Genomic DNA, 18,750 nt, shown 5'->3' with positions numbered 1-18,750 from the left:
TCAGTCATGACTGGCCATGCCCCGCGACGGGCATGGCCGCTTCAGGTCATCGTCACGCTTGCGGCGAACTCTCGGCTTCGCCGATCCGGAAAATCTGGGACAGATCCCAATCCGCCATGCCGCGTTGCGCGGCGTCGTTCAGCAGACGGCGCACCTCGGGCAGCACGCGTTGCACCGTAGCGCTCGTGTGGGCCAGTTCTGCAATCGCATCGAGATCCTTGAGCATCACGCGAACCGTACCGGTGGCATGCGCCGGGGGGGTCACCATGCGCGGCCACAGTGTTTGCAGCAGGACGGAATCGGCCCAACCCCCTTGCAGCGCCGACGGTACGGCCGACGTATCGATGCCGCTGCGTTTGGCCAGCAGGAAGGCCTCCGCCAGCCCTGCGAGCGTGGTGGCGACGATGGCCTGATTGGCCAGCTTCGTGGTCTGGCCTGCGCCGGTGTCGCCCATGCGTGTCACGCGTGAGGAGAATGCGCGCAGTACCGGCGTGATCGCTTCGACAGCCTCTTTCGGACCCCCCGCCATGATCGCCAGCGTGCCGGCCTCGGCACCGGCCGTGCCGCCAGACACGGGCGCGTCGATCCATACACTGCCGGTCGTTTCGTGCCAGCGCTTGGCGAGGGTGCGGGTCAACGCAGGCGAGAGCGTCGAATGATCGACGAGAAAGCGCGGCGGCGTGGCCGCATGCACGAGCCCGTGTTCACCGAACACCACGTCCTCCACCGCCTTGCCGTCACCGAGACAGAGCAGCGCCATATCGACGCATTCACTGAGCGCCTGCGGGGTGACGCAGGCCATTGCGCCGGCATCGGTCAACGCGGCCAGTTTTGCCGCCGAGCGGTTCCAGACGGCGACCTCGTGTCCGGCGGCGAGCAGCCGCCGCGTCATGGGTTCGCCCATGCGGCCGATACCGCAAAAACCTACGCGTGGGGTAGTCATCGATTCGTGTCCTCGTGGGTTGGCGTCTCCCCAAGCAAGGCTTCGTAGGGCCATTCCACGGCCCCCGAGTGCGTCACGGCGCCGAGCTTGGCGGGCCGCACGAGCGCTTCGTACTTTTCCAGCACGCCGCCCAGTCGTCCGCGCACGAACGGTGGGGTCTCGGCGGCGCGTGCCGCGAGTGCCTCGTCGGAGAGTTCGACGTCGAGCTTACCCTTGATTGCGTCGATGTGGATGCGGTCGCCATCGCGCAGCAAACGGATCGGCCCGCCCGCCGCCGCCTCGGGGCCGACGTAGCCGATGCACATGCCGCGCGTCGCCCCGGAGAAGCGGCCGTCGGTCAGCAGCGCCACCTTTTCGCCCATCCCTTGCCCGTAGATCGCTGCGGTCACGCTCAGCATTTCGCGCATGCCCGGCCCACCCTTGGGGCCTTCGTTGCGAATCACGAGCACGTCGCCTTCGCGGTACGTGCCTGCCGACACCACCGCCATGCAGGCTTCCTCCGTTTCGAATACGCGCGCGGTGCCCGAGAACACCAGTTGCTTCAGGCCGGCGGTCTTGAGTGCGGCGCCATCGGGCGCAAGGTTGCCGCGCAGCACGACCAGCCCCGCGTTTGGCGAGAGCGGTTCGGTATGCGGCTTGACGACGCGGCCGTCGGGGCCGGGAAACGCGCGCAATGCGACATCGAGCGTCTCGCCGCTCTGCGTGAGCGTGTCGCCATGAATGTGGCCGCCGGCGAGCAGGGCGTTGAGCACCGCAGGCACTCCGCCGACGTGGTGCAGATCGACGGCCAGATAGCGGCCGCCAGGCTGCATGTCGCCGATGAGCGGGGTGCGGGCGAGGACTTCGGAGACGTCGTCGAGCGTGAACGGGATGCCGGCTTCATGCGCGATCGCAGGAATATGCAGCATGGCGTTGGTCGAGCCACCGGTGGCCGCCACCGCCGCGCAGGCGTTTTCCAGACTCTTGCGCGTGACCAGATCGCGCGGCAACGGCCCGCCGTTGCGCAGGGCGCGCATGACGTTTTCTCCGGCGCGCCGGGCAATGGCGATGCGCTCGCTATACACCGCAGGCACCATGGCTGAGCCCAGCGGCGCGAGGCCGAGAACTTCCGCCACCATCGCCATTGTGTTCGCCGTGAATTGCCCGGGGCACGAACCGGCCGTCGGCGTGCAGCGCTTTTCGATGCCGTGCAACGTGTCGGGCGTCATATCGCCACGCTGCGCCGTGCCGACGGCTTCGATGGCCGTGAGGATGGTGGCTTGCGAGCCATCCGGCGCCACGCCGGGCAGCATCGCGCCGCCGAACAGGAACACGCCGGGGACGTTCACGCGCACCATGCCCATCAGAATGCCGGGCAGCGTCTTGTCGCAGCCGGCCACGCCAACGAGCGCGTCGTAACAATGCGCGCGCACGAACAACTCGACGCTGTCGGCAATCGTCTCGCGCGACACCAGCGAGAAGCGCATGCCGGAGTGATTCATCGAAGTGCCGTCCGATACCGAGATCGCGGAGCCGCGAATCGGTACGCCTCCCCCGGCGGCCACGCCAAGCCGGACGTTGTCCGAGATCTGGTTCAGCGACATGGAGCAGGGTGTGTTTTCGCCAAACGTATCGACGATGGCGACGAACGGCTTTTCGATGGCGGCGTCGTCGAGGCCGGTGGCGCGCAGAAACGCGCGGTGCGGCGTGCGCGTCACGCCTTCCGTTACGGTGCGGGAGCGGTGCTTGTGCAAATCTGTCATGGGGGGCTTCCTTAAGTTGTGTCGCGCGCCGTTGCCGCTCACGTGTTCAGCAGCAAGCCATTCTCGATGGCGATCACCTGACCGGTCATCGCGGGCGCGTGAGCGGCGAGGAACCAGGCGAGGTCCGCGATCTCCGACGGCTGCGAGACTCGCTTGAGCGGCGCGTTCTCGCGCATGCCGTCGACCACGCGGGCGTAAGCATCGTCGCCGAGCACGCGTCGCAGCAGGCCGTCGTCGACCATGCCCGGCGCAATGGCGTTCACGCGCACGTGCGGGGCCAGATTGCGCGCGAGCGAGAGCGTCAGCGAGTTGACTGCCCCCTTGGACGCTGCATAGGCAATCGACGAGCCCGTGCCATTGAGCGACGCGAGCGACGAGATGTTGACGACGGCGCCCGACGATGCGCCTGCCGGCCTGTTGCGCAGCAACGGTGCGGCGGCGCGCGTCATTTGAAACATGCCGATCAGGTTGACGCGGTAGACGCGTTCGAACTCGACGTCATCGATGGCGTCGAGGTCCCCGTGCGGAATCACGCGCGTTGTGCCAGCGCTGTTCACGAGGGCGTCGAGCCGCCCCCATTGCGCACCGACCGCATCCGCCATGCGACGGCAAGCCGCATCGTTGCCGACGTCGGCATCGATGACGAGCGTTTGCGCACCGGCGTCGCGGCATTGCGCGGCCACCGATTCTGCGGCGTCGCGGGTACTGTCGTCGAAGTTGTTGATGGCCACGGCCCAGCCGTCGCGTGCGAAGCGCAGGGCCGTGGCGGCGCCGATACCGGTGGCGGCACCGGTTACGAGGCAGACGGGAAAACTCATGCGCGACTCCGTTGCGGCCTCAGCGACAGCACGATGAGGGCACCGCCGACCAGCGCGCACGCCAGCACGATCATGCCCGGCAGCAGTTGTCCGGTACTGTCTTTGAGAAAGCCGATGACATACGGGCTGACGAAGCCGGCGAGGTTGCCGGTCGAATTGATCAGCGCGATGGCGGCGGCCGCACCGGCACCGCCCATCATCGCCGTGGGAATGCCCCAGAAGACCGGCGCGATCGAGTTGATGCCGATGGCGGCCACGATGAGCGCAGCCATCGACCACCACAGGTGCTGGGCCAGCAACACCGAGGCCAGCATGCCTGCGGCACCCAGCAGGCAGCATATGGCCACATGCACGCGGCGCTCGTTGCGGCGATCAGCGTGACGAGCCACCAGAATCATCGCAACCGCGCTGATGAGCGAGGGCACCGCCGAGAGCAGGCCGATGTTGCCGAGATTGGCAACGCCGGCGGCGCGGATCATCGTCGGCAGCCAGAACACGAGGCCGTAATTGCCCATCGCGATGCAGAAGTACAGCAGGCCGAGCAACCAGACCTTGCCGTTGCCGAACACCTCCCGCACGCTCTGATGGACGCGGGTGCTGTCGTCGGCGGCGAGATCCTGCGCGAGCAGGCGCTTCTCGTCCGCGTTCAGCCATTTCACCGTTTCGATCCGGTCCTGCAACACGAAGAACGCGGCGATGCCCACGAACAGCGATGCAATGCCTTCGATCAGGAACAGCCATTGCCAGCCGGCGAAGTCGTGCAGACCGCCGAAGTGCTGCATGATCCAGCCGGACAGCGGTCCGCCGATCGCGCCAGACACCGGAATCGCCACCATGAACATGGCAATGATCTGCGAGCGCTTGTTCGACGGGAACCACTTCGACAGATACAGCACGATGCCGGGGAAGAAGCCGGCTTCGGCTACGCCAAGCAGGAAGCGAAGCACATAGAACGAGGTCGGACCCTGCGTGAACATCGTCAGGCAGGAGATGATCGACCACGTGACCATGATGCGGGCGATCCACATGCGCGCGCCCACGCGGTGCATGATGAGGTTGCTCGGCACTTCGAAAATGAAATAGCCGAGGAAGAACACGCCGGCCCCGGCGCCGTAGACGGTTTCGGACAACGACAGGTCCGAGAGCATCTCCAGCTTCGCGAAGCTCACGTTCACGCGGTCGATGTACGCGACGATGAACGAGAGAAAGAGGAACGGGATGATGTGCCAGGTCAGCTTCCGATACAGCGCGTCGCGCTGCGTCGGGTCCAGGGCGGCGTTCGCGCCGGCATGCGGCCGCGCGCCGCCGGAAAGGGACGTGCTCATGAGTGTTGTCTCCATGGATGCGTGCCGTTCGGCACGTCGAGTTATTGAGCAGCGTGACTCGCGTTCGGTTATGTGGTGGTGTCTCAATCGGGAGCCGCGCGGAGTGGCGCCGAATTGACCCATACATCACGGGGTGCCCGCTTGGCAGTGCTGCTCGATCGAAGGGTAAGGGGGAGCGGACGCCACGGCAAATCACAGTTTGCACTCGCGTCATTACCATTTGGTTATGATGTCGGCGTTCTGCCTCGCGCAGCGCTACGTCATTCCGACGCCCGCCATGTCAACCACCGATAATTCGATAGAGCGCTTTTTCCGCAGTGGCCTGAAGCTGGGTCATCTGCGCATTCTGGTGACGCTGGGGGAACTGCGACAGGTCACGCGCGTGGCTGCGGCGTTTCATGTCACGCAGCCGGCCATCTCCAAGCAGATCGCGGAGATCGAAGAGGCCCTGGGAGCGCCGGTCCTGCGTCGCGTGGGGAACGCCGTGGAGCTGACGGGCATTGGGCGCGTACTTGTCGAGCGAGGCCGCGAGATTCTCCGGCAAATCGAACTGGCGCGGCGCGATGTCAGCGCACTGACCGCCGGAACGGCCGGCCATGTGCGTTTCGGTGCCGTGGTGACGATTCCGCAGCCGTTGATTGCCCATGCGGTCGAGCTGTTCACACGGCGTGCACCGACCGCGTCGTTCTCGTTCGTGGAAGCCACGCTCGACCGTCTGCTCAAGATGATGGACGAGGGCAATCTCGATCTGGCGCTCGGACGCAATCGTGTGACCGGCCATTTGCCTGTCATGCGTCACGAATCGCTGCACCATGAGCCGTTCGTTTTCGTGGTCGGCACGCGCCATCCGCTGGGCGGCCACGATAGTGCCGAAAAGCCTGTCGCCTGGGAAGACTTGCAGGAGGTTCGCTGGATCACGCCGATGCGCGGCTCGCCAGCGTTTGCGACGATGGTGGAGATCCTCGCCGAGCACGGGGTGACCTTGCAGCGTCCGGCCATCGAATCGAGTTCGCTGGCATTGAACCTCTCGCTGCTGCGAGGCGGGGATTTTGTCTCGATCCTGCCGTTATCGCTCGCCCGGCGCTACGTGCAGCGCGGTTCGATGCGCGTGTTGCCGCTGCCGCTGCTCGGCCCTCTGGGTGAGGCAATTCTCTACTGGCGGGAAGATACGACGACGCCCGCCGCACAACTCTTCGCCGCATGTCTGCGCGAGTCGTCTGCCGAATTGATCGAAGCGAATTGAGACGATCGGGGGGAGGGGCGCGGCGGCTGGTGCGCGTCGCGTTCTCCGGCCGACGCGTCGTCTGCCCGTCGCGTGCCGGCGCGGTGACCTACGTTGTAAGCGTTTCAAGAACGATACGTTTTCAGCAGATGTCCTTCCGATGTCTCGTAAGTTGAGTTATTAATTCATTTTAAATCAATGGGTTGAGTTGTCTGGCACAGAATTCGCGTATGTGAATCGTGTATGGCGAAGCGCCAACCCGGAATTCCCGCAAGCCGTTGGCAAGGTGTTCCTGTGCATCAACGCACGGGGCGGCCGACTATTGCCCGCGATTTTTGCTGATGCGCTCACGCCGTAACGCAGAACCTTCTGGCGGGGGTCTGCGTGTTCCGAGGTGAGAGTGAGCGTGCACGGGGAGGGGACCATGAACGGGTTCAAGGCGACTTTGGTGGGGGCTGCGACGGTAGCCATGTTGTGTGGTATTTCGATCAATGCGTCGTATGCCGCTGGCGGTGGCGGCGGGCGCGGTGGAGGTGGCGGCATCGGTTTTGGCGGTGCAGGCGGATTCGGCGGACTCGGTGCATTCGGTGGCCCCAGCGGCCCCGGCGGGACAGGCGTTGGCGCAGGCGCCGGGATCGGTGGCGCAGGCGGTTGCGGCTGCGGCAGTCACGGGGGAGGTCCCGGTGGTGGTGGTGGTGGTGGTGGTGGCCCCGGCGGTGGCGGCGGCCCTGGTGGTGGTGGCGGTCCCGGCGGTGGCGGCGGCCCCGGTGGTGGTGGTGGCCCCGGTGGTGGTGGTGGTCCCGGTGGTGGCGGCGGCCCCGGCGGTGGCGGCGGCCCCGGTGGTGGTGGCGGTCCCGGCGGCGGTGGTGGCCCCGGCGGCGGCAGTGGTCCCGGTGGCGGCGTCGGCGCCAGCAGCGGTGGTGGCGGTGGCGTTGGTGCTTCCGGACCCGGCGGTCGCGGCATTGGTGGCTCAGCCGGTGGCAATGGGCTTGCAGCCTTCGGTGGCCCCAGCGGTTTCGGTGGCGGAGGGGGGTGTTCAATGAATGGACAGAACGGCGAGGAGCCATGCCCCTGAGCCAAGGGTGGGCAGCCTGCACGTGCTCGGCACTGCATGTGCAGGGGCTGTTCCGCAATTCAACGGTATAGCGAGTCTCACAGGTTAATCGTCGGTTCCTGATACGACCGGCTGGCGGCGTAGCCGCCGGCCGTGCCTTCCCCCCGGCCCGTGATCAGGCTGCTCTCCCGGCGATACGCCCTCTCGGTGATCCGAGAGGGCTTTTTTTTGCGATTTTCCCTGCCTATCGAAACGAGCGGGGGGATATGGAAATGCCGATTATGTATTTCGCGTAAACCCGCATCTATGGCAGCATCCGGGGTCTGGGTTGCGCGGGAGGCTAATGGCCGCCTGCGACCGCAGCGGGCCTGTGAGGCCCGTTTGATACCGAACAGGTGCTCAAGAGGCGCCAGATAAGTAAAAGGAGAAATCGCACATGCTGTCCCGTCAACTGATCAATGCGTTCCTCGGCGCCACGTTTGCGCTGGCATCCCTCGGCGCTGCGGCCCAGACGGCCGACAAGCCTCTGAAAGTCGGCACGATGGCCGGCTCGGACGCGCAGATCTTCGAAGTCGTGAAGAAGGTGGCACACCAGCGCGGCCTCGAAATCAAGATCGTCGAGTTCAGTGACTACGCACAGCCGAACGCCGCACTCGACGCGGGCGATCTGGATGCCAATGGCTTCCAGCACAAGCCGTTCCTCGACAGTCAGATCAAGGACCGCGGCTACAAGATCGTGAGCGCCGGTCTCACGTACGTCTCGCCGCTGGGTTTCTACTCGAAGAAGTTCAAGTCGCTGGGGGATCTGCCGAACGGCGCAAAGGTCGGTATCCAGAACGACCCGTCGAACGGTAACCGTGCCCTGCTTCTGCTGCAAAAGGAAGGCCTGATCAAGCTGCGCGCGGGGCTCGACGGCAAGAACGCCACGCCGCTGGACATCGTGCAGAACCCGAAGAAGCTGAAGATCGTGGAACTTGAAGCCGCGCAACTGCCGCGCGCGTTGCCGGATCTGGCCGCCGCGTCGATCAATACGAACTTCGCTGCGCAAGCCGGTTTGGTGCCGCAGCGTGACGCCATCGCCATTGAAGACCTGAAGGGTCCGTACGCCAATCTGATCGCCGTGCGCGCGCAGGATGCGAACAAGCCTTGGGTCAAGCAACTGGTCGACGCCTATCACTCGGATGAAGTGAAGAAGTTCATCGAAACGCAGTTCAAGGGCGCGCTGATTGCAACGTGGTAAGCGCTGACGCCGCTTTCGATGCGCATTGCGCGCATCGTTCGAGGTCAATGAAGAACCGGGGTTTCGACCCCGGTTTTTTTATTTCAGGCTGACGCCAGCACCGCACCTCACTGGACTACGCCGCAGCCCGATATAGCAGTCTAGTCATAGGCCACGACCCCGCCAGCAGTCCAGTTTGCAACAACGCCGTATTCGTGGACGCTTCGCGTGTGCTGCCCACGTAAAGCGCTTGACGCCGCAGGCGTGGCGCCGTGCTGCCAGAATAGTCGCTGGCAGCGCTTGCCGCACAAGCGCTGGAGGCCAAAGATCATTGAAATTGGCGCGACCTCAAAAGACGAAGCCCCGCGCAGTGCTGAAACCCCGGAAGAGAAACCTGTGAGAAGTGCGAAACGCTTGAGGCGTACCTGATGGTTCTCAGGCCGTGCCCGTCCGGCGTCCAGGCCATGGCAGACAGGTGGACAGCGCGATCAGGCCTAGCACCAGCACCGTGCCGCCAAGCACGCCAAGGCCGGTGCCGAAGGCCGCGCTGACACCCATTGCCACCAGCGCGGCGCTGCCGATCTGACAGAACCCTACCAGTCCCGACGCAGTCGCCGCATGCCCGTGCTCGCTGGCAATGGCTCCGGACACGGCGAGCGACAGCGACGATCCATTGGCGAGACTGACCAGGCACATCGGCATCACGACTGCGACCGCGCCATGTAGCCCCAATGCCACTACGGCCAGGAATGCGACACCGCCAAGCACGAAGCACATGATGCCGGCCGCGAGGATGCGATCGTAGGGCCAGCGATCAAGCAAGCGCTTGGCCAGCAGGTTCGCACAGATGATGCCGGCCGTCAGCGACAGGTACAGCCAGCCGCTTTGTTCCTCGCTCAAGCCTTGGCGCGCAAAAAGAAACGGCGATTGGGTCAAGTAGACGAACCAAGCGCAATAGATCGCGCAGACTACCAACGTATAGCGGCGAAAAGTCCGGTCGCGAAGAACATGGTTGAAGCCGGCAAAGGGAGAGGTGCGGGCACGGGCAGTTGTGGGGAGCGTTTCCGGTAGCTGCGTCATCACCATCAGTAGTGCCGCGACACCGAACGCGGAGACGAACAGGAAATCAGACCGCCAGCCGAAAGCCGCAGCCAGGTGCCCGCCTATGGCCGGCGCCAGGGCTGGCGACAGCGACACCAGCGGGTAGATCACCGCATAGACCTTGGCGGAGGTGCGCTTGTCGCAGGTGTCGGCGATCAGGGCGCGGCCAATGACAAGGCCCGCAGCCGCGCCGACTGCTTCCAGCATGCGCCAGGCCAGGAACCCGTTGTAGGTGGCGGAGGCGGCACAGCCCACCGAGCCGGCGATATAGAGGGCGATGCCGGCCAGCAGTACGGGCTTGCGGCCACTGCGGTCCGACAGTGGCCCGTAGGTCAACTGGGCGATTGCCAGTGCTAGCAGGTAGAACGAGATGGTCTGCGGCATTTGCCAGTCGGCGACGCCAAACTCCGTGGCCATGCTTGGCATGGCGGGCAGATAGACATCCGAAGCGATCAGGCCGAAGGCACTCAGCATGGCGACGGTCAGAATGAACGATAAGCGAGGCATGGCAGTTCCCGGCAGCCAGCCAGTCGGGCGGGCTGCGCGTCAAAGGTTCAGAAGGGATGGACGCCATGTTACGGAGATGCCTTTCATGTGAAAATGCACAAAACAGCAACCTATGGCTGCATATTTGCAGCATCGGCAATGAGGCAGCAATGAACTGGGACGACGTGCGGGTATTCCTGGCAATTCAGCGCGCTGGCACCTTGCGTGGGGCGGCGCAGCAACTGGCCATCGACCAGACCACGGTGGGCCGGCGTCTGACCGGATTGGAGCGGGCGCTGGGCAGCCGGCTGTTCCTGCGCACCACGGGCGGTCTGGTGTTGACCGACACCGGCCAGGAAGTGCTGCGCGTGGCTGCGGACATGGAGCGCATGGCAGTCTCCTTCGAGCGCCGCGGCGAAGGTGCCGATGCGCGCGTGGCCGGTGAGGTGCGCGTGACCACCACCGACGCGCTGGCGGTGGACTTTGTGGTTCCTGCCATTGAACGCCTGCGCGCCAGCCATCCTGAGGTACGGGTGATACTGAGCACCACGACGCGGCTACTCGATCTGGCGCGGCGGGAGGCCGACATAGCTGTACGTACGCTAAGGCCCGAGCAGCCGGATTTGATCGTTCGCCAACTCGGCTGCTGGGAAGTCGGCCTGTACGCCACCCGAAGCTATCTGGCAAAACATGGCGAACCGCAGCCCGGACAAGGCCTTGCGAACCACGATATTGCACTTTACCAGCAGGGTGTGACCGGCCGGCAGGACGATACGCTGGCGGGGGAATCCAGGGCACAGGGTCGCGTGGTTGCCGAACTGGATTCGAGCCTGATGCTCGCGACCTTCGTGCGCGCTGGCCTGGCCATAGGCGAGCTACCCGAGTACCTGGCCCGGCGCGATCCCGCGCTGGTGCGGCTATGGCCGGAGCGCCGTCGGGCCAGGCCCTACGAAACGTGGCTGGTGTTGCACCAAGATTTGGCGCGCACGGCCAGAGTGCGTGTCGTCGTGGAGGCGATCACATCGGCGTTTGCCGATTGAGCGTCAGGCATGGGCAAGCCACATAGTGGCTTTGGGGCGCGACGGCCAAGAGGTTACGATGCCGCGACAAGCTTGCCATCTGCAGGCAATAGTTCCCGATGCAGTGCGACCCGGCTGTCTTCCGCGATGCGCTTATATGGCGCCTAGCCCACGAAGTCGCAGCTCCGCAAAGTTGCGCTAACCTCGCGTCCTGCATACGTTTCTGGTCTTCAAGAAAATTCTCGCGAATGACTTGATGCCGGTCATTTTTTATGGCGTCGCCATTAAGGGAACGGGATGCAGGCGTGAAAACGATTGACTAGAATGGAAACACATTCCCGACCGATAGGAGGCCGCCATGTCCACGCTCAACCTTTCGATGATGCTTGTGGCGCTGCTCGTCGGCTTCGCCATCGGCATGGCCGTCGATCATTTCTGGGTGACGCATCACGATGAGCCGTCCGAGCACAAGCGCCTGGACTGGCACGAGATGTGGGATCGCATCCGTCACCAGCATTGACGGCGGGGGTGCATCGGCTCGATGAGGCTCAGCCGCCGCTGGTGTCGCGAAGTTTGCGCCAGAGCGTCGAGCGGCTGATGCCGAGCGCTTCGCAGGCAGCGTTGCGCTCGCCACCGCACGCCGCCAGCGTAGCGTGAATGCGGGCGAGTTCCTCTGCTGCGCGTCGGGCTCGGCCCGACAGGGGCGGCGTTGTGCAGGTATCTGCCTCATCGACGCGAGTTTCCGGGGAATCCTGACCTTCCATTTCTCGTCCGTTGTTCGCTTTTGAAACATCGGACGATGTGATTCCCAACTCTGGCGCAATTTCGATCAATCGCGCGCGACCGATTTCCCGCGCGTCGACGACGTCGGCGCACACGACCGCAATGCGCTCCAGCAGATTCTCCAATTCCCGCACATTCCCCGGCCAGCGATAGGCGGCCAGCAACGGCAGCAGCGATGCCTGTAGCGCGTCGACGCTCATGCGCGCCCCGGCGCGAGCGAGCGCCCGTTCGAGAAAGAGGGGCGTGAGGCGCGGCAGGTCGTCCATGCGCTCGCGCAGCGGCGGCAACACCATGCGCAGAATGTTGAGCCGGTAGTAAAGGTCTTCGCGAAACAGTCCGGCGGCAACTTGCTGTCGAAGATCGCGGTGCGTGGCGGCAATCACGCGCACGTCGCACGGCACGGGCTCGGTCGCGCCAAGACGCAGCACTTCACGTTCCTGCAAGACCCGCAACAGACGTGTTTGCAGCGGCATCGGCATCTCGCCGATCTCGTCCAGAAAGAGGGTGCCGTTGTGCGCCGTCTCGAACAGACCTGCCTTGCCGCCGCGCCGGGCGCCGGAGAATGCGCCGTCTTCATAGCCGAACAGTTCGCTTTCGAGCAGCGTTTCGGGAAATGCGGCGCAGTTGATGGCGACGAACGGGTAATCGCGCCGCCGGCTGGCGTTGTGAATGCCCTGCGCGAGCAGTTCCTTGCCAGTGCCGCTCTCGCCGTGGACGAGCACGGTCGAATCGGTCTGTGCGTAGCGGCGTGCCAGCGTGCGCACTTGCGTCATCGCTGCCGAGTCGCCGATCAGATCGTCGAGGCGGTAGCGCGCCACGAGATGCCGGGGGCGATGACGCGAGCGCAGCGAACGATCCACGCGCGCGAACGACTGCGAGTCCTGGCAGGTGAGCAGCGCACCCGTTAGCGTGCCCTGATCGAGCAGCGGAATGCGGTTGACGACCCACGTCTTGCCCGCCATCGAGACAATGGCCTCGAGTTCCGCGCTCGCGCTTTCCAGCGTACGGGCAATGTCCAGCGCAGGCGCAATGGCATCGAGCGGACGGCCGACGGCGTCGGCAACGGTCACGCCGAGCATGCCTGCCATCGACGCATTGATGGCTTCGATGCGTCCGTTCAGATCGACTGACGCCACGCCTTCGTGCAAATGCCGCAGCACGGTGTCGAGCCGTTCGCGCCGCTGGGCTTCGATACGCCCGAAACGCGCAACTTCGAGGGCGGTATCGAACGCGGCGCGCACCGAATCCTGCGAGTAGAGAAAGACGCCCGTGAGTCCGGCCCGCTCGGCCAACTCTGTCACAAGGCCGGGGCCGACGATGACTTCCACGCCTTCGTCGCGCAGCCGGTGCACGAGGTCTTCAGCGTCGTGGGCGTCGAAATAGGCGTGCTGCGCAATATCGAGGTGAAAGGCGCTCTTGAAGCGCTCGAACTCGGGCGCAGGCCGCGCATAGGACACGAGCGCAATACGTGAGGCAGGCGAGGCAGACGAGGGTGGGGGCAGGGTGCGGCGTGCCCTTGCCAGCGCATGCATCACGTCGAAGCCGGTCACTTTCACCAGCACCACGGGCAGGGCAACGCGCTCGCGCAGAAATGCGCCGTTCGATCCGGCTGCAACGATGCCGTCGACGCTGCCGGCGGGCAAGCGTTCCAATGCCTCGATGACCGCTTCGTAGCCTTTGTCGATGATCTGCACATCGGCTTGCGCGGCGTAGTCGGGCACGATGTCGCGGTACAGCTCGCCGAGCTTGCTGATACCCACCGCCCAGATCACCGGCTTGCGCATGGCAGCCACAGGTTGGGCGAACCCCACACGGGCACCGCTCGCGGCGGAAGCCGGCAGGCGGGGTGGCAAATCGGCGGCGTTGGACATGACGTAACTCATCGGTAATCTTGCGGCGGGGGACTGCTGAGGCTGCGGGGAAAGATAAGCGTATCGTAGCATGATGCGACGTGTAGTTTCATAATTGGTTTCAAAATGAAACGCAATGCAACATGAGTGAAACGCATCAAGCGACAATCGGCTTGACGTAAACGTGACTTCCGCAAAGAATTTCTGCTGACAAATGAACGCGTTAGGTGCGCGACAACGATAACGGCGTGCACGCCGGAGCCCGGCTGGCACGTCCATTGCTATTGAAGTACCCGTAACTCAACCCAAGTGCGATTCGGCGACGTCAGACTGCCGGTCGCGCACAACACGACCGAGGGACTCAAGTGACGCAAACCATTCGTTCGGCCGGCGCCGCCTTCCGCGAGGCCGTCAAGACCGAGCAACCGTTGCAGGTTGTCGGCGCTATCAATGCCAACCACGCCTTGCTCGCCAAGGCGGCTGGTTTCAAGGCGATCTATCTGTCCGGCGGCGGTGTGGCGGCAGGCTCGCTCGGCCTGCCCGATCTGGGCATCTCCACGCTCGACGACGTGCTGACCGATGTGCGCCGTATCACCGATGTCTGCGATCTGCCGTTGCTGGTCGACGTCGATACCGGCTTCGGTCCGTCGGCGTTCAACATTGCGCGTACGGTGCAGTCGCTCATTAAATTCGGCGCAGGCGCCATGCACATCGAGGATCAGGTTGGCGCGAAGCGCTGCGGCCATCGCCCCGGCAAGGCCATCGTGAGCCAGCAGGAGATGGTCGACCGCATCAAGGCGGCAGTCGATGCCCGCACCGACGAGAGCTTCGTCATCATGGCGCGCACCGACGCGCTGGCCGTGGAGGGACTTCAGGCCGCCATCGATCGCGCCTGTGCGTGCGTTGAAGCGGGCGCCGACATGATTTTCCCGGAAGCGATGACCGAGTTGCCGATGTACCGTCAGTTCTCCGACGCCGTGAAGGTGCCGGTGCTCGCGAACATTACCGAGTTCGGCTCGACGCCGCTGTTCACCGTGGAAGAGTTGAAGAGTGCGCAGGTCGGTCTGGTGCTGTACCCGCTCTCGGCGTTCCGCGCCATGAACAAGGCGGCGGAGAACGTCTATCACACGATTCGTCGCGACGGCACGCAAAAGGCCGCACTCGACACTATGCAAACGCGCGCCGAACTCTATGAGAGCATCGGCTACCACGCTTATGAACAGAAGCTCGACGCTCTGTTCGCCCAACAGAAATAACCGAATCCCTGATCCTGGAGGAAAGAGCATGAGCGAGACGACTGCCACTGGCTTCAAACCGAAGAAATCCGTCGCCCTGTCGGGGGTGACCGCCGGCAATACCGCCCTGTGTACCGTGGGCCGTTCGGGCAACGATCTGCACTATCGCGGCTACGACATTCTGGATCTGGCCCAGACCTCGGAGTTCGAGGAAATTGCGTATCTGCTGGTGTACGGCAAGTTGCCGACCGTGGCGGAGCTGCGCGGCTACAAGGCCAAGCTGAAGTCGCTGCGCGGCTTGCCGGCTGCCGTCAAGGACGCCCTCGAAACCGTCCCCGCCGCCGCGCATCCGATGGACGTGATGCGCACGGGCGTCTCGGTGCTCGGCACCGTGCTGCCGGAGAAGGACGACCACAACGTGCCGGGCGCACGCGACATCGCCGATCGGCTGATGGCCAGCCTCGGTTCGATGCTGCTGTACTGGTACCACTACAGCCAGAACGGCGTGCGCATCGATGTCGAGACGGACGACGACAGCATCGGCGGTCACTTCCTGCATCTGCTGCACGGCGAAAAGCCGTCGGATTTGTGGGTGCGGGCGATGCATACCTCGCTGATCCTGTACGCGGAGCACGAGTTCAATGCGTCGACGTTCACGGCTCGCGTGATCGCGGGCACGGGTTCGGATATTCACTCGGCGATCACCGGCGCCATCGGCGCGCTGCGTGGCCCGAAGCATGGCGGCGCGAACGAAGTGGCTTTCGAGATTCAGAAGCGCTACGACTCACCCGACGAAGCTGAGGCCGATATCCGCAAGCGCGTCGAGAACAAGGAAGTGATCATCGGCTTCGGTCACCCGGTCTACACCGTGAGCGATCCGCGTAACAAGGTCATCAAGGAAGTGGCGCACGAACTGTCGAAGGATCAGCAAAACACGAAGATGTACGACATTGCCGAGCGCCTGGAATCGGTGATGTGGGACGTCAAGAAGATGTTCCCGAATCTGGACTGGTTCAGCGCCGTGAGCTACCACATGATGGGCGTGCCGACCGCGATGTTCACGCCGTTGTTCGTGATTGCGCGCACGTCGGGCTGGAGCGCACACATCATCGAGCAGCGCATCGACAACAAGATCATTCGTCCGAGCGCCAACTACACGGGGCCGGAAGATCAGCAGTTCGTGCCGATCGAAAAGCGCTGAGATTGCCCGACCGGGCATGCCTTGCCCGCACGGCCCGGGATGGCGGCGACAGGATCTGCGCCACCGTCCCGGATGTCTACCAAACAGGCACATTGTTTGAATACCGCCACAGGCCGGGCCGACACTTTCCTCACATGATGAACACCGAATACCGCAAAACGCTGCCCGGGACGTCGCTCGATTACTTCGACGCCCGCGCTGCCGTCGAGGCCATTGCGCCGGGCGCTTACGACACGCTGCCCTACACCTCGCGCGTGCTGGCCGAAAACCTCGTGCGCCGCTGCGATCCCGCGGCGCTTACCGATTCGCTCAAGCAACTCATCGAGCGACGCCGCGATCTCGATTTCCCCTGGTTCCCTGCGCGCGTGGTGTGTCACGACATTCTCGGCCAGACGGCGCTCGTCGATCTCGCCGGTCTTCGTGACGCGATCGCCGCACAAGGCGGCGATCCGGCGCTGGTCAATCCGGTGGTGCCCACGCAACTCGTCGTCGATCACTCGCTGGCGGTCGAATGCGGAGGCTTCGATCCGGATGCGTTCGCGAAGAACCGTGCCATCGAAGACCGTCGCAACGAAGACCGCTTCGACTTCATCAACTGGACGAAGCGCGCGTTTCGCAATGTCGACGTGATTCCCCCCGGCAACGGCATTCTTCACCAGATCAACCTGGAGCGCATGAGCCCGGTGATTCAGGTGACGGACGGCGTGGCGTACCCCGACACCCTCGTGGGCACCGATTCGCATACGCCGATGGTCGATGCGCTCGGCGTGATCGCCATCGGCGTGGGCGGTCTGGAAGCGGAGAGCGTGATGCTCGGACGCGCGTCGTGGATGCGTCTGCCCGATATCGTTGGTGTGGAACTGACGGGCAAGCCGCAGCCGGGCATTACGGCGACCGATATCGTGCTGGCGCTGACCGAATTCCTGCGCAAGGAAAAGGTGGTGTCCGCTTACCTCGAGTTTTACGGCGAGGGTGCCGCCAACCTTACACTGGGCGACCGCGCGACGATCTCGAACATGGCGCCCGAATTCGGTGCCACGGCGGCGATGTTCTACATCGATGCGCAAACGATCAAATACCTGAAGCTCACCGGCCGCGACGATGCCCTCGTCGCCCTGGTCGAAACCTATGCGAAGCAGACCGGTCTGTGGGCCGACAGCCTGACGAAGGCGCGGTACGAGCGCGTGCTCACGTTCGATCTGTCGAGCGTCGTGCGCAATATCGCCGGTCCGTCGAATCCGCACAAGCGCGTGCCGACGAGCGAGCTGGCCGCACGCGGCATCAGCGGCAAGGTTGAGAACGAACCGGGCCTGATGCCCGACGGTGCGGTCATCATCGCGGCCATCACGAGTTGCACGAACACGAACAACCCGCGCAATATGATTGCCGCCGGGCTGTTCGCGCGCAACGCCAACCGCGCGGGCCTCGTGCGCAAGCCTTGGGTCAAGAGTTCGCTGGCGCCCGGCTCGAAGGCCGTCACGCTGTATCTGGAAGCCGCCGGGCTGCTGCCGGAGCTCGAAGCGCTCGGCTTCGGTGTCGTCGCCTACGCCTGCACGTCGTGCAACGGCATGTCGGGTGCGCTCGACCCGGTGATCCAACAGGAAATCATCGAGCGCGATCTGTACGCCACGGCCGTGCTCTCGGGCAATCGCAACTTCGACGGCCGGATTCATCCGTATGCGAAGCAGGCGTTTCTCGCGTCGCCGCCGCTGGTGGTGGCTTACGCCATTGCCGGGACGATCCGTTTCGACATCGAAAAGGACGTGCTGGGTGTCGATGCCAACGGCAAGCCCGTGAGGCTTGCCGACCTGTGGCCGAACGACGAGGAAATCGACGCGATCATCGCAAGCAGCGTCAAGCCGGAACAATTCCGCCGCGTGTACGAGCCGATGTTCGCCGCCTCCGTCGTGCATGGCGAGCCGGCCGAGCCGCTGTACGACTGGCGCGAGAAGAGCACCTACATCCGCCGTCCGCCCTATTGGGAAGGGGCGCTGGCCGGTGAGCGCACGCTGCGCGGCATGCGTGCATTGGCGGTGCTGGGCGATAACATCACGACCGATCACCTCTCGCCGTCGAACGCGATCATGGCCGACAGCGCAGCCGGCGAGTACCTCGCGAAGATGGGGCTGCCGGAAGAGGACTTCAATTCGTACGCCACGCACCGGGGCGATCACCTGACGGCGCAGCGCGCCACGTTCGCCAATCCGACGCTCAAAAACGAGATGGTCGTGGTCGATGGGCAGGTCAAGGCGGGGTCGCTCGCGCGCATCGAGCCGGAAGGCAAGATCACGCGCATGTGGGAAGCGATCGAGACGTACATGACGCGCAAGCAGCCGCTCATTGTGATTGCCGGGGCCGATTACGGTCAGGGGTCGTCGCGCGACTGGGCGGCCAAGGGCGTGCGTCTGGCGGGCACCGAGGCGATCGTCGCCGAAGGCTTCGAGCGCATTCACCGTACCAATCTGGTCGGCATGGGGGTGTTGCCGCTCGAGTTCAAGCCGGGCACGAACCGCAAGACGCTGGGCATCGACGGCAGCGAAACGTTCGACGTGATCGGTGAGCGCAAGCCGCGCGCGGATCTCACGCTGGTCATTCACCGCCAGAAGAAGGACGGAAGCAGCGAGCATGTGGAGGTGCCGGTGACCTGCCGTCTGGATACCGCTGAAGAAGTGTCGATCTACGAGGCGGGCGGCGTGCTGCAGCGCTTCGCGCAGGACTTTCTGGAATCGTCGCAGGCGGCCGCCTGAGGAGA

At 64.4% G+C, this 18,750-nt stretch carries 14 protein-coding genes; 8 read left to right on the top strand and 6 right to left on the bottom strand.

Translation table 11 applies throughout. The annotated features are described in order from the left end of the window. Positions 1-52 precede the first annotated feature (52 nt). The 4 genes from C266_RS05495 to C266_RS05480 are packed head-to-tail and all read right to left on the bottom strand — an operon-like array spanning position 53 to position 4,828. Positions 53-943 carry an NAD(P)-dependent oxidoreductase gene (locus C266_RS05495; protein WP_036661624.1) on the bottom strand — a complete coding sequence of 297 codons (891 nt, stop codon included), beginning with the start codon at positions 941-943 and terminating at the stop codon, positions 53-55. Continuing rightward, positions 940-2,685, bottom strand: a complete 1,746-nt coding sequence (gene ilvD, locus C266_RS05490; protein ID WP_010806253.1) for a dihydroxy-acid dehydratase — start codon at positions 2,683-2,685, stop codon at positions 940-942. Before ilvD ends, C266_RS05495 begins: the two co-directional genes overlap by 4 nt. Positions 2,686-2,723: 38 nt before the next feature. Next, a complete protein-coding gene (locus C266_RS05485; RefSeq protein ID WP_010806252.1) occupies positions 2,724-3,503 on the bottom strand; it encodes an SDR family NAD(P)-dependent oxidoreductase in 780 nt (259 codons plus the stop codon). Continuing rightward, the gene (locus C266_RS05480; protein WP_010806251.1) at positions 3,500-4,828 is read right to left on the bottom strand and encodes an MFS transporter; all 1,329 of its coding nucleotides are present in this window, start codon (positions 4,826-4,828) and stop codon (positions 3,500-3,502) included. Before C266_RS05480 ends, C266_RS05485 begins: the two co-directional genes overlap by 4 nt. Positions 4,829-5,105: 277 nt before the next feature. Here C266_RS05480 and C266_RS05475 point away from each other — a divergent pair, with 277 nt between their 5' ends. From C266_RS05475 to C266_RS05465, 3 genes are all read left to right on the top strand, one after another. Next, positions 5,106-6,071 (top strand): LysR family transcriptional regulator, encoded by a 966-nt coding sequence (locus C266_RS05475; protein WP_144265710.1) that lies wholly within the window; start codon positions 5,106-5,108, stop codon positions 6,069-6,071. 479 nt (positions 6,072-6,550) lie between these two features. Then, positions 6,551-7,093: a hypothetical protein gene (locus C266_RS27670; RefSeq protein WP_168162870.1), complete on the top strand. Its 543-nt coding sequence runs from the start codon at positions 6,551-6,553 to the stop codon at positions 7,091-7,093. A gap of 447 nt (positions 7,094-7,540) precedes the next feature. Next, positions 7,541-8,344: a MetQ/NlpA family ABC transporter substrate-binding protein gene (locus C266_RS05465; RefSeq protein ID WP_010806248.1), complete on the top strand. Its 804-nt coding sequence runs from the start codon at positions 7,541-7,543 to the stop codon at positions 8,342-8,344. Positions 8,345-8,758: 414 nt separating this feature from the next. Here C266_RS05465 and C266_RS05460 read toward each other — a convergent pair whose 3' ends face one another. After that, positions 8,759-9,931 carry a multidrug effflux MFS transporter gene (locus C266_RS05460; RefSeq protein WP_010806247.1) on the bottom strand — a complete coding sequence of 391 codons (1,173 nt, stop codon included), beginning with the start codon at positions 9,929-9,931 and terminating at the stop codon, positions 8,759-8,761. A gap of 149 nt (positions 9,932-10,080) precedes the next feature. On the opposite strand from C266_RS05460, the gene C266_RS05455 reads away from it, so the two are divergent. After that, positions 10,081-10,950 (top strand): LysR family transcriptional regulator, encoded by an 870-nt coding sequence (locus C266_RS05455; RefSeq protein WP_010806246.1) that lies wholly within the window; start codon positions 10,081-10,083, stop codon positions 10,948-10,950. A gap of 337 nt (positions 10,951-11,287) precedes the next feature. Further along, positions 11,288-11,449: a hypothetical protein gene (locus C266_RS27665; protein WP_168162869.1), complete on the top strand. Its 162-nt coding sequence runs from the start codon at positions 11,288-11,290 to the stop codon at positions 11,447-11,449. Positions 11,450-11,477: 28 nt separating this feature from the next. Here C266_RS27665 and prpR read toward each other — a convergent pair whose 3' ends face one another. Further along, positions 11,478-13,583: a propionate catabolism operon regulatory protein PrpR gene (prpR, locus tag C266_RS05450; protein WP_010806245.1), complete on the bottom strand. Its 2,106-nt coding sequence runs from the start codon at positions 13,581-13,583 to the stop codon at positions 11,478-11,480. A gap of 344 nt (positions 13,584-13,927) precedes the next feature. On the opposite strand from prpR, the gene prpB reads away from it, so the two are divergent. The 3 genes from prpB (at position 13,928) to acnD (ending at position 18,745) form a co-directional block, all read left to right on the top strand. Beyond that, a complete protein-coding gene (gene prpB / locus C266_RS05445) occupies positions 13,928-14,818 on the top strand; it encodes a methylisocitrate lyase (protein WP_010806244.1) in 891 nt (296 codons plus the stop codon). A gap of 28 nt (positions 14,819-14,846) precedes the next feature. Next, positions 14,847-15,998 (top strand): 2-methylcitrate synthase, encoded by a 1,152-nt coding sequence (gene prpC, locus C266_RS05440; RefSeq protein WP_010806243.1) that lies wholly within the window; start codon positions 14,847-14,849, stop codon positions 15,996-15,998. A 137-nt stretch (positions 15,999-16,135) separates the two neighbouring features. Continuing rightward, positions 16,136-18,745, top strand: coding sequence for a Fe/S-dependent 2-methylisocitrate dehydratase AcnD (gene acnD, locus C266_RS05435; RefSeq protein ID WP_010806242.1), 2,610 nt, complete (start codon positions 16,136-16,138; stop codon positions 18,743-18,745). Positions 18,746-18,750: the final 5 nt, after the last annotated feature.

The organism is Pandoraea sp. SD6-2, assembly GCF_000389825.1.
In the GTDB taxonomy this organism is placed as follows: Bacteria; Pseudomonadota; Gammaproteobacteria; order Burkholderiales; family Burkholderiaceae; genus Pandoraea; species Pandoraea communis.
This window is presented reverse-complemented; position numbering and strand designations above follow the sequence as displayed.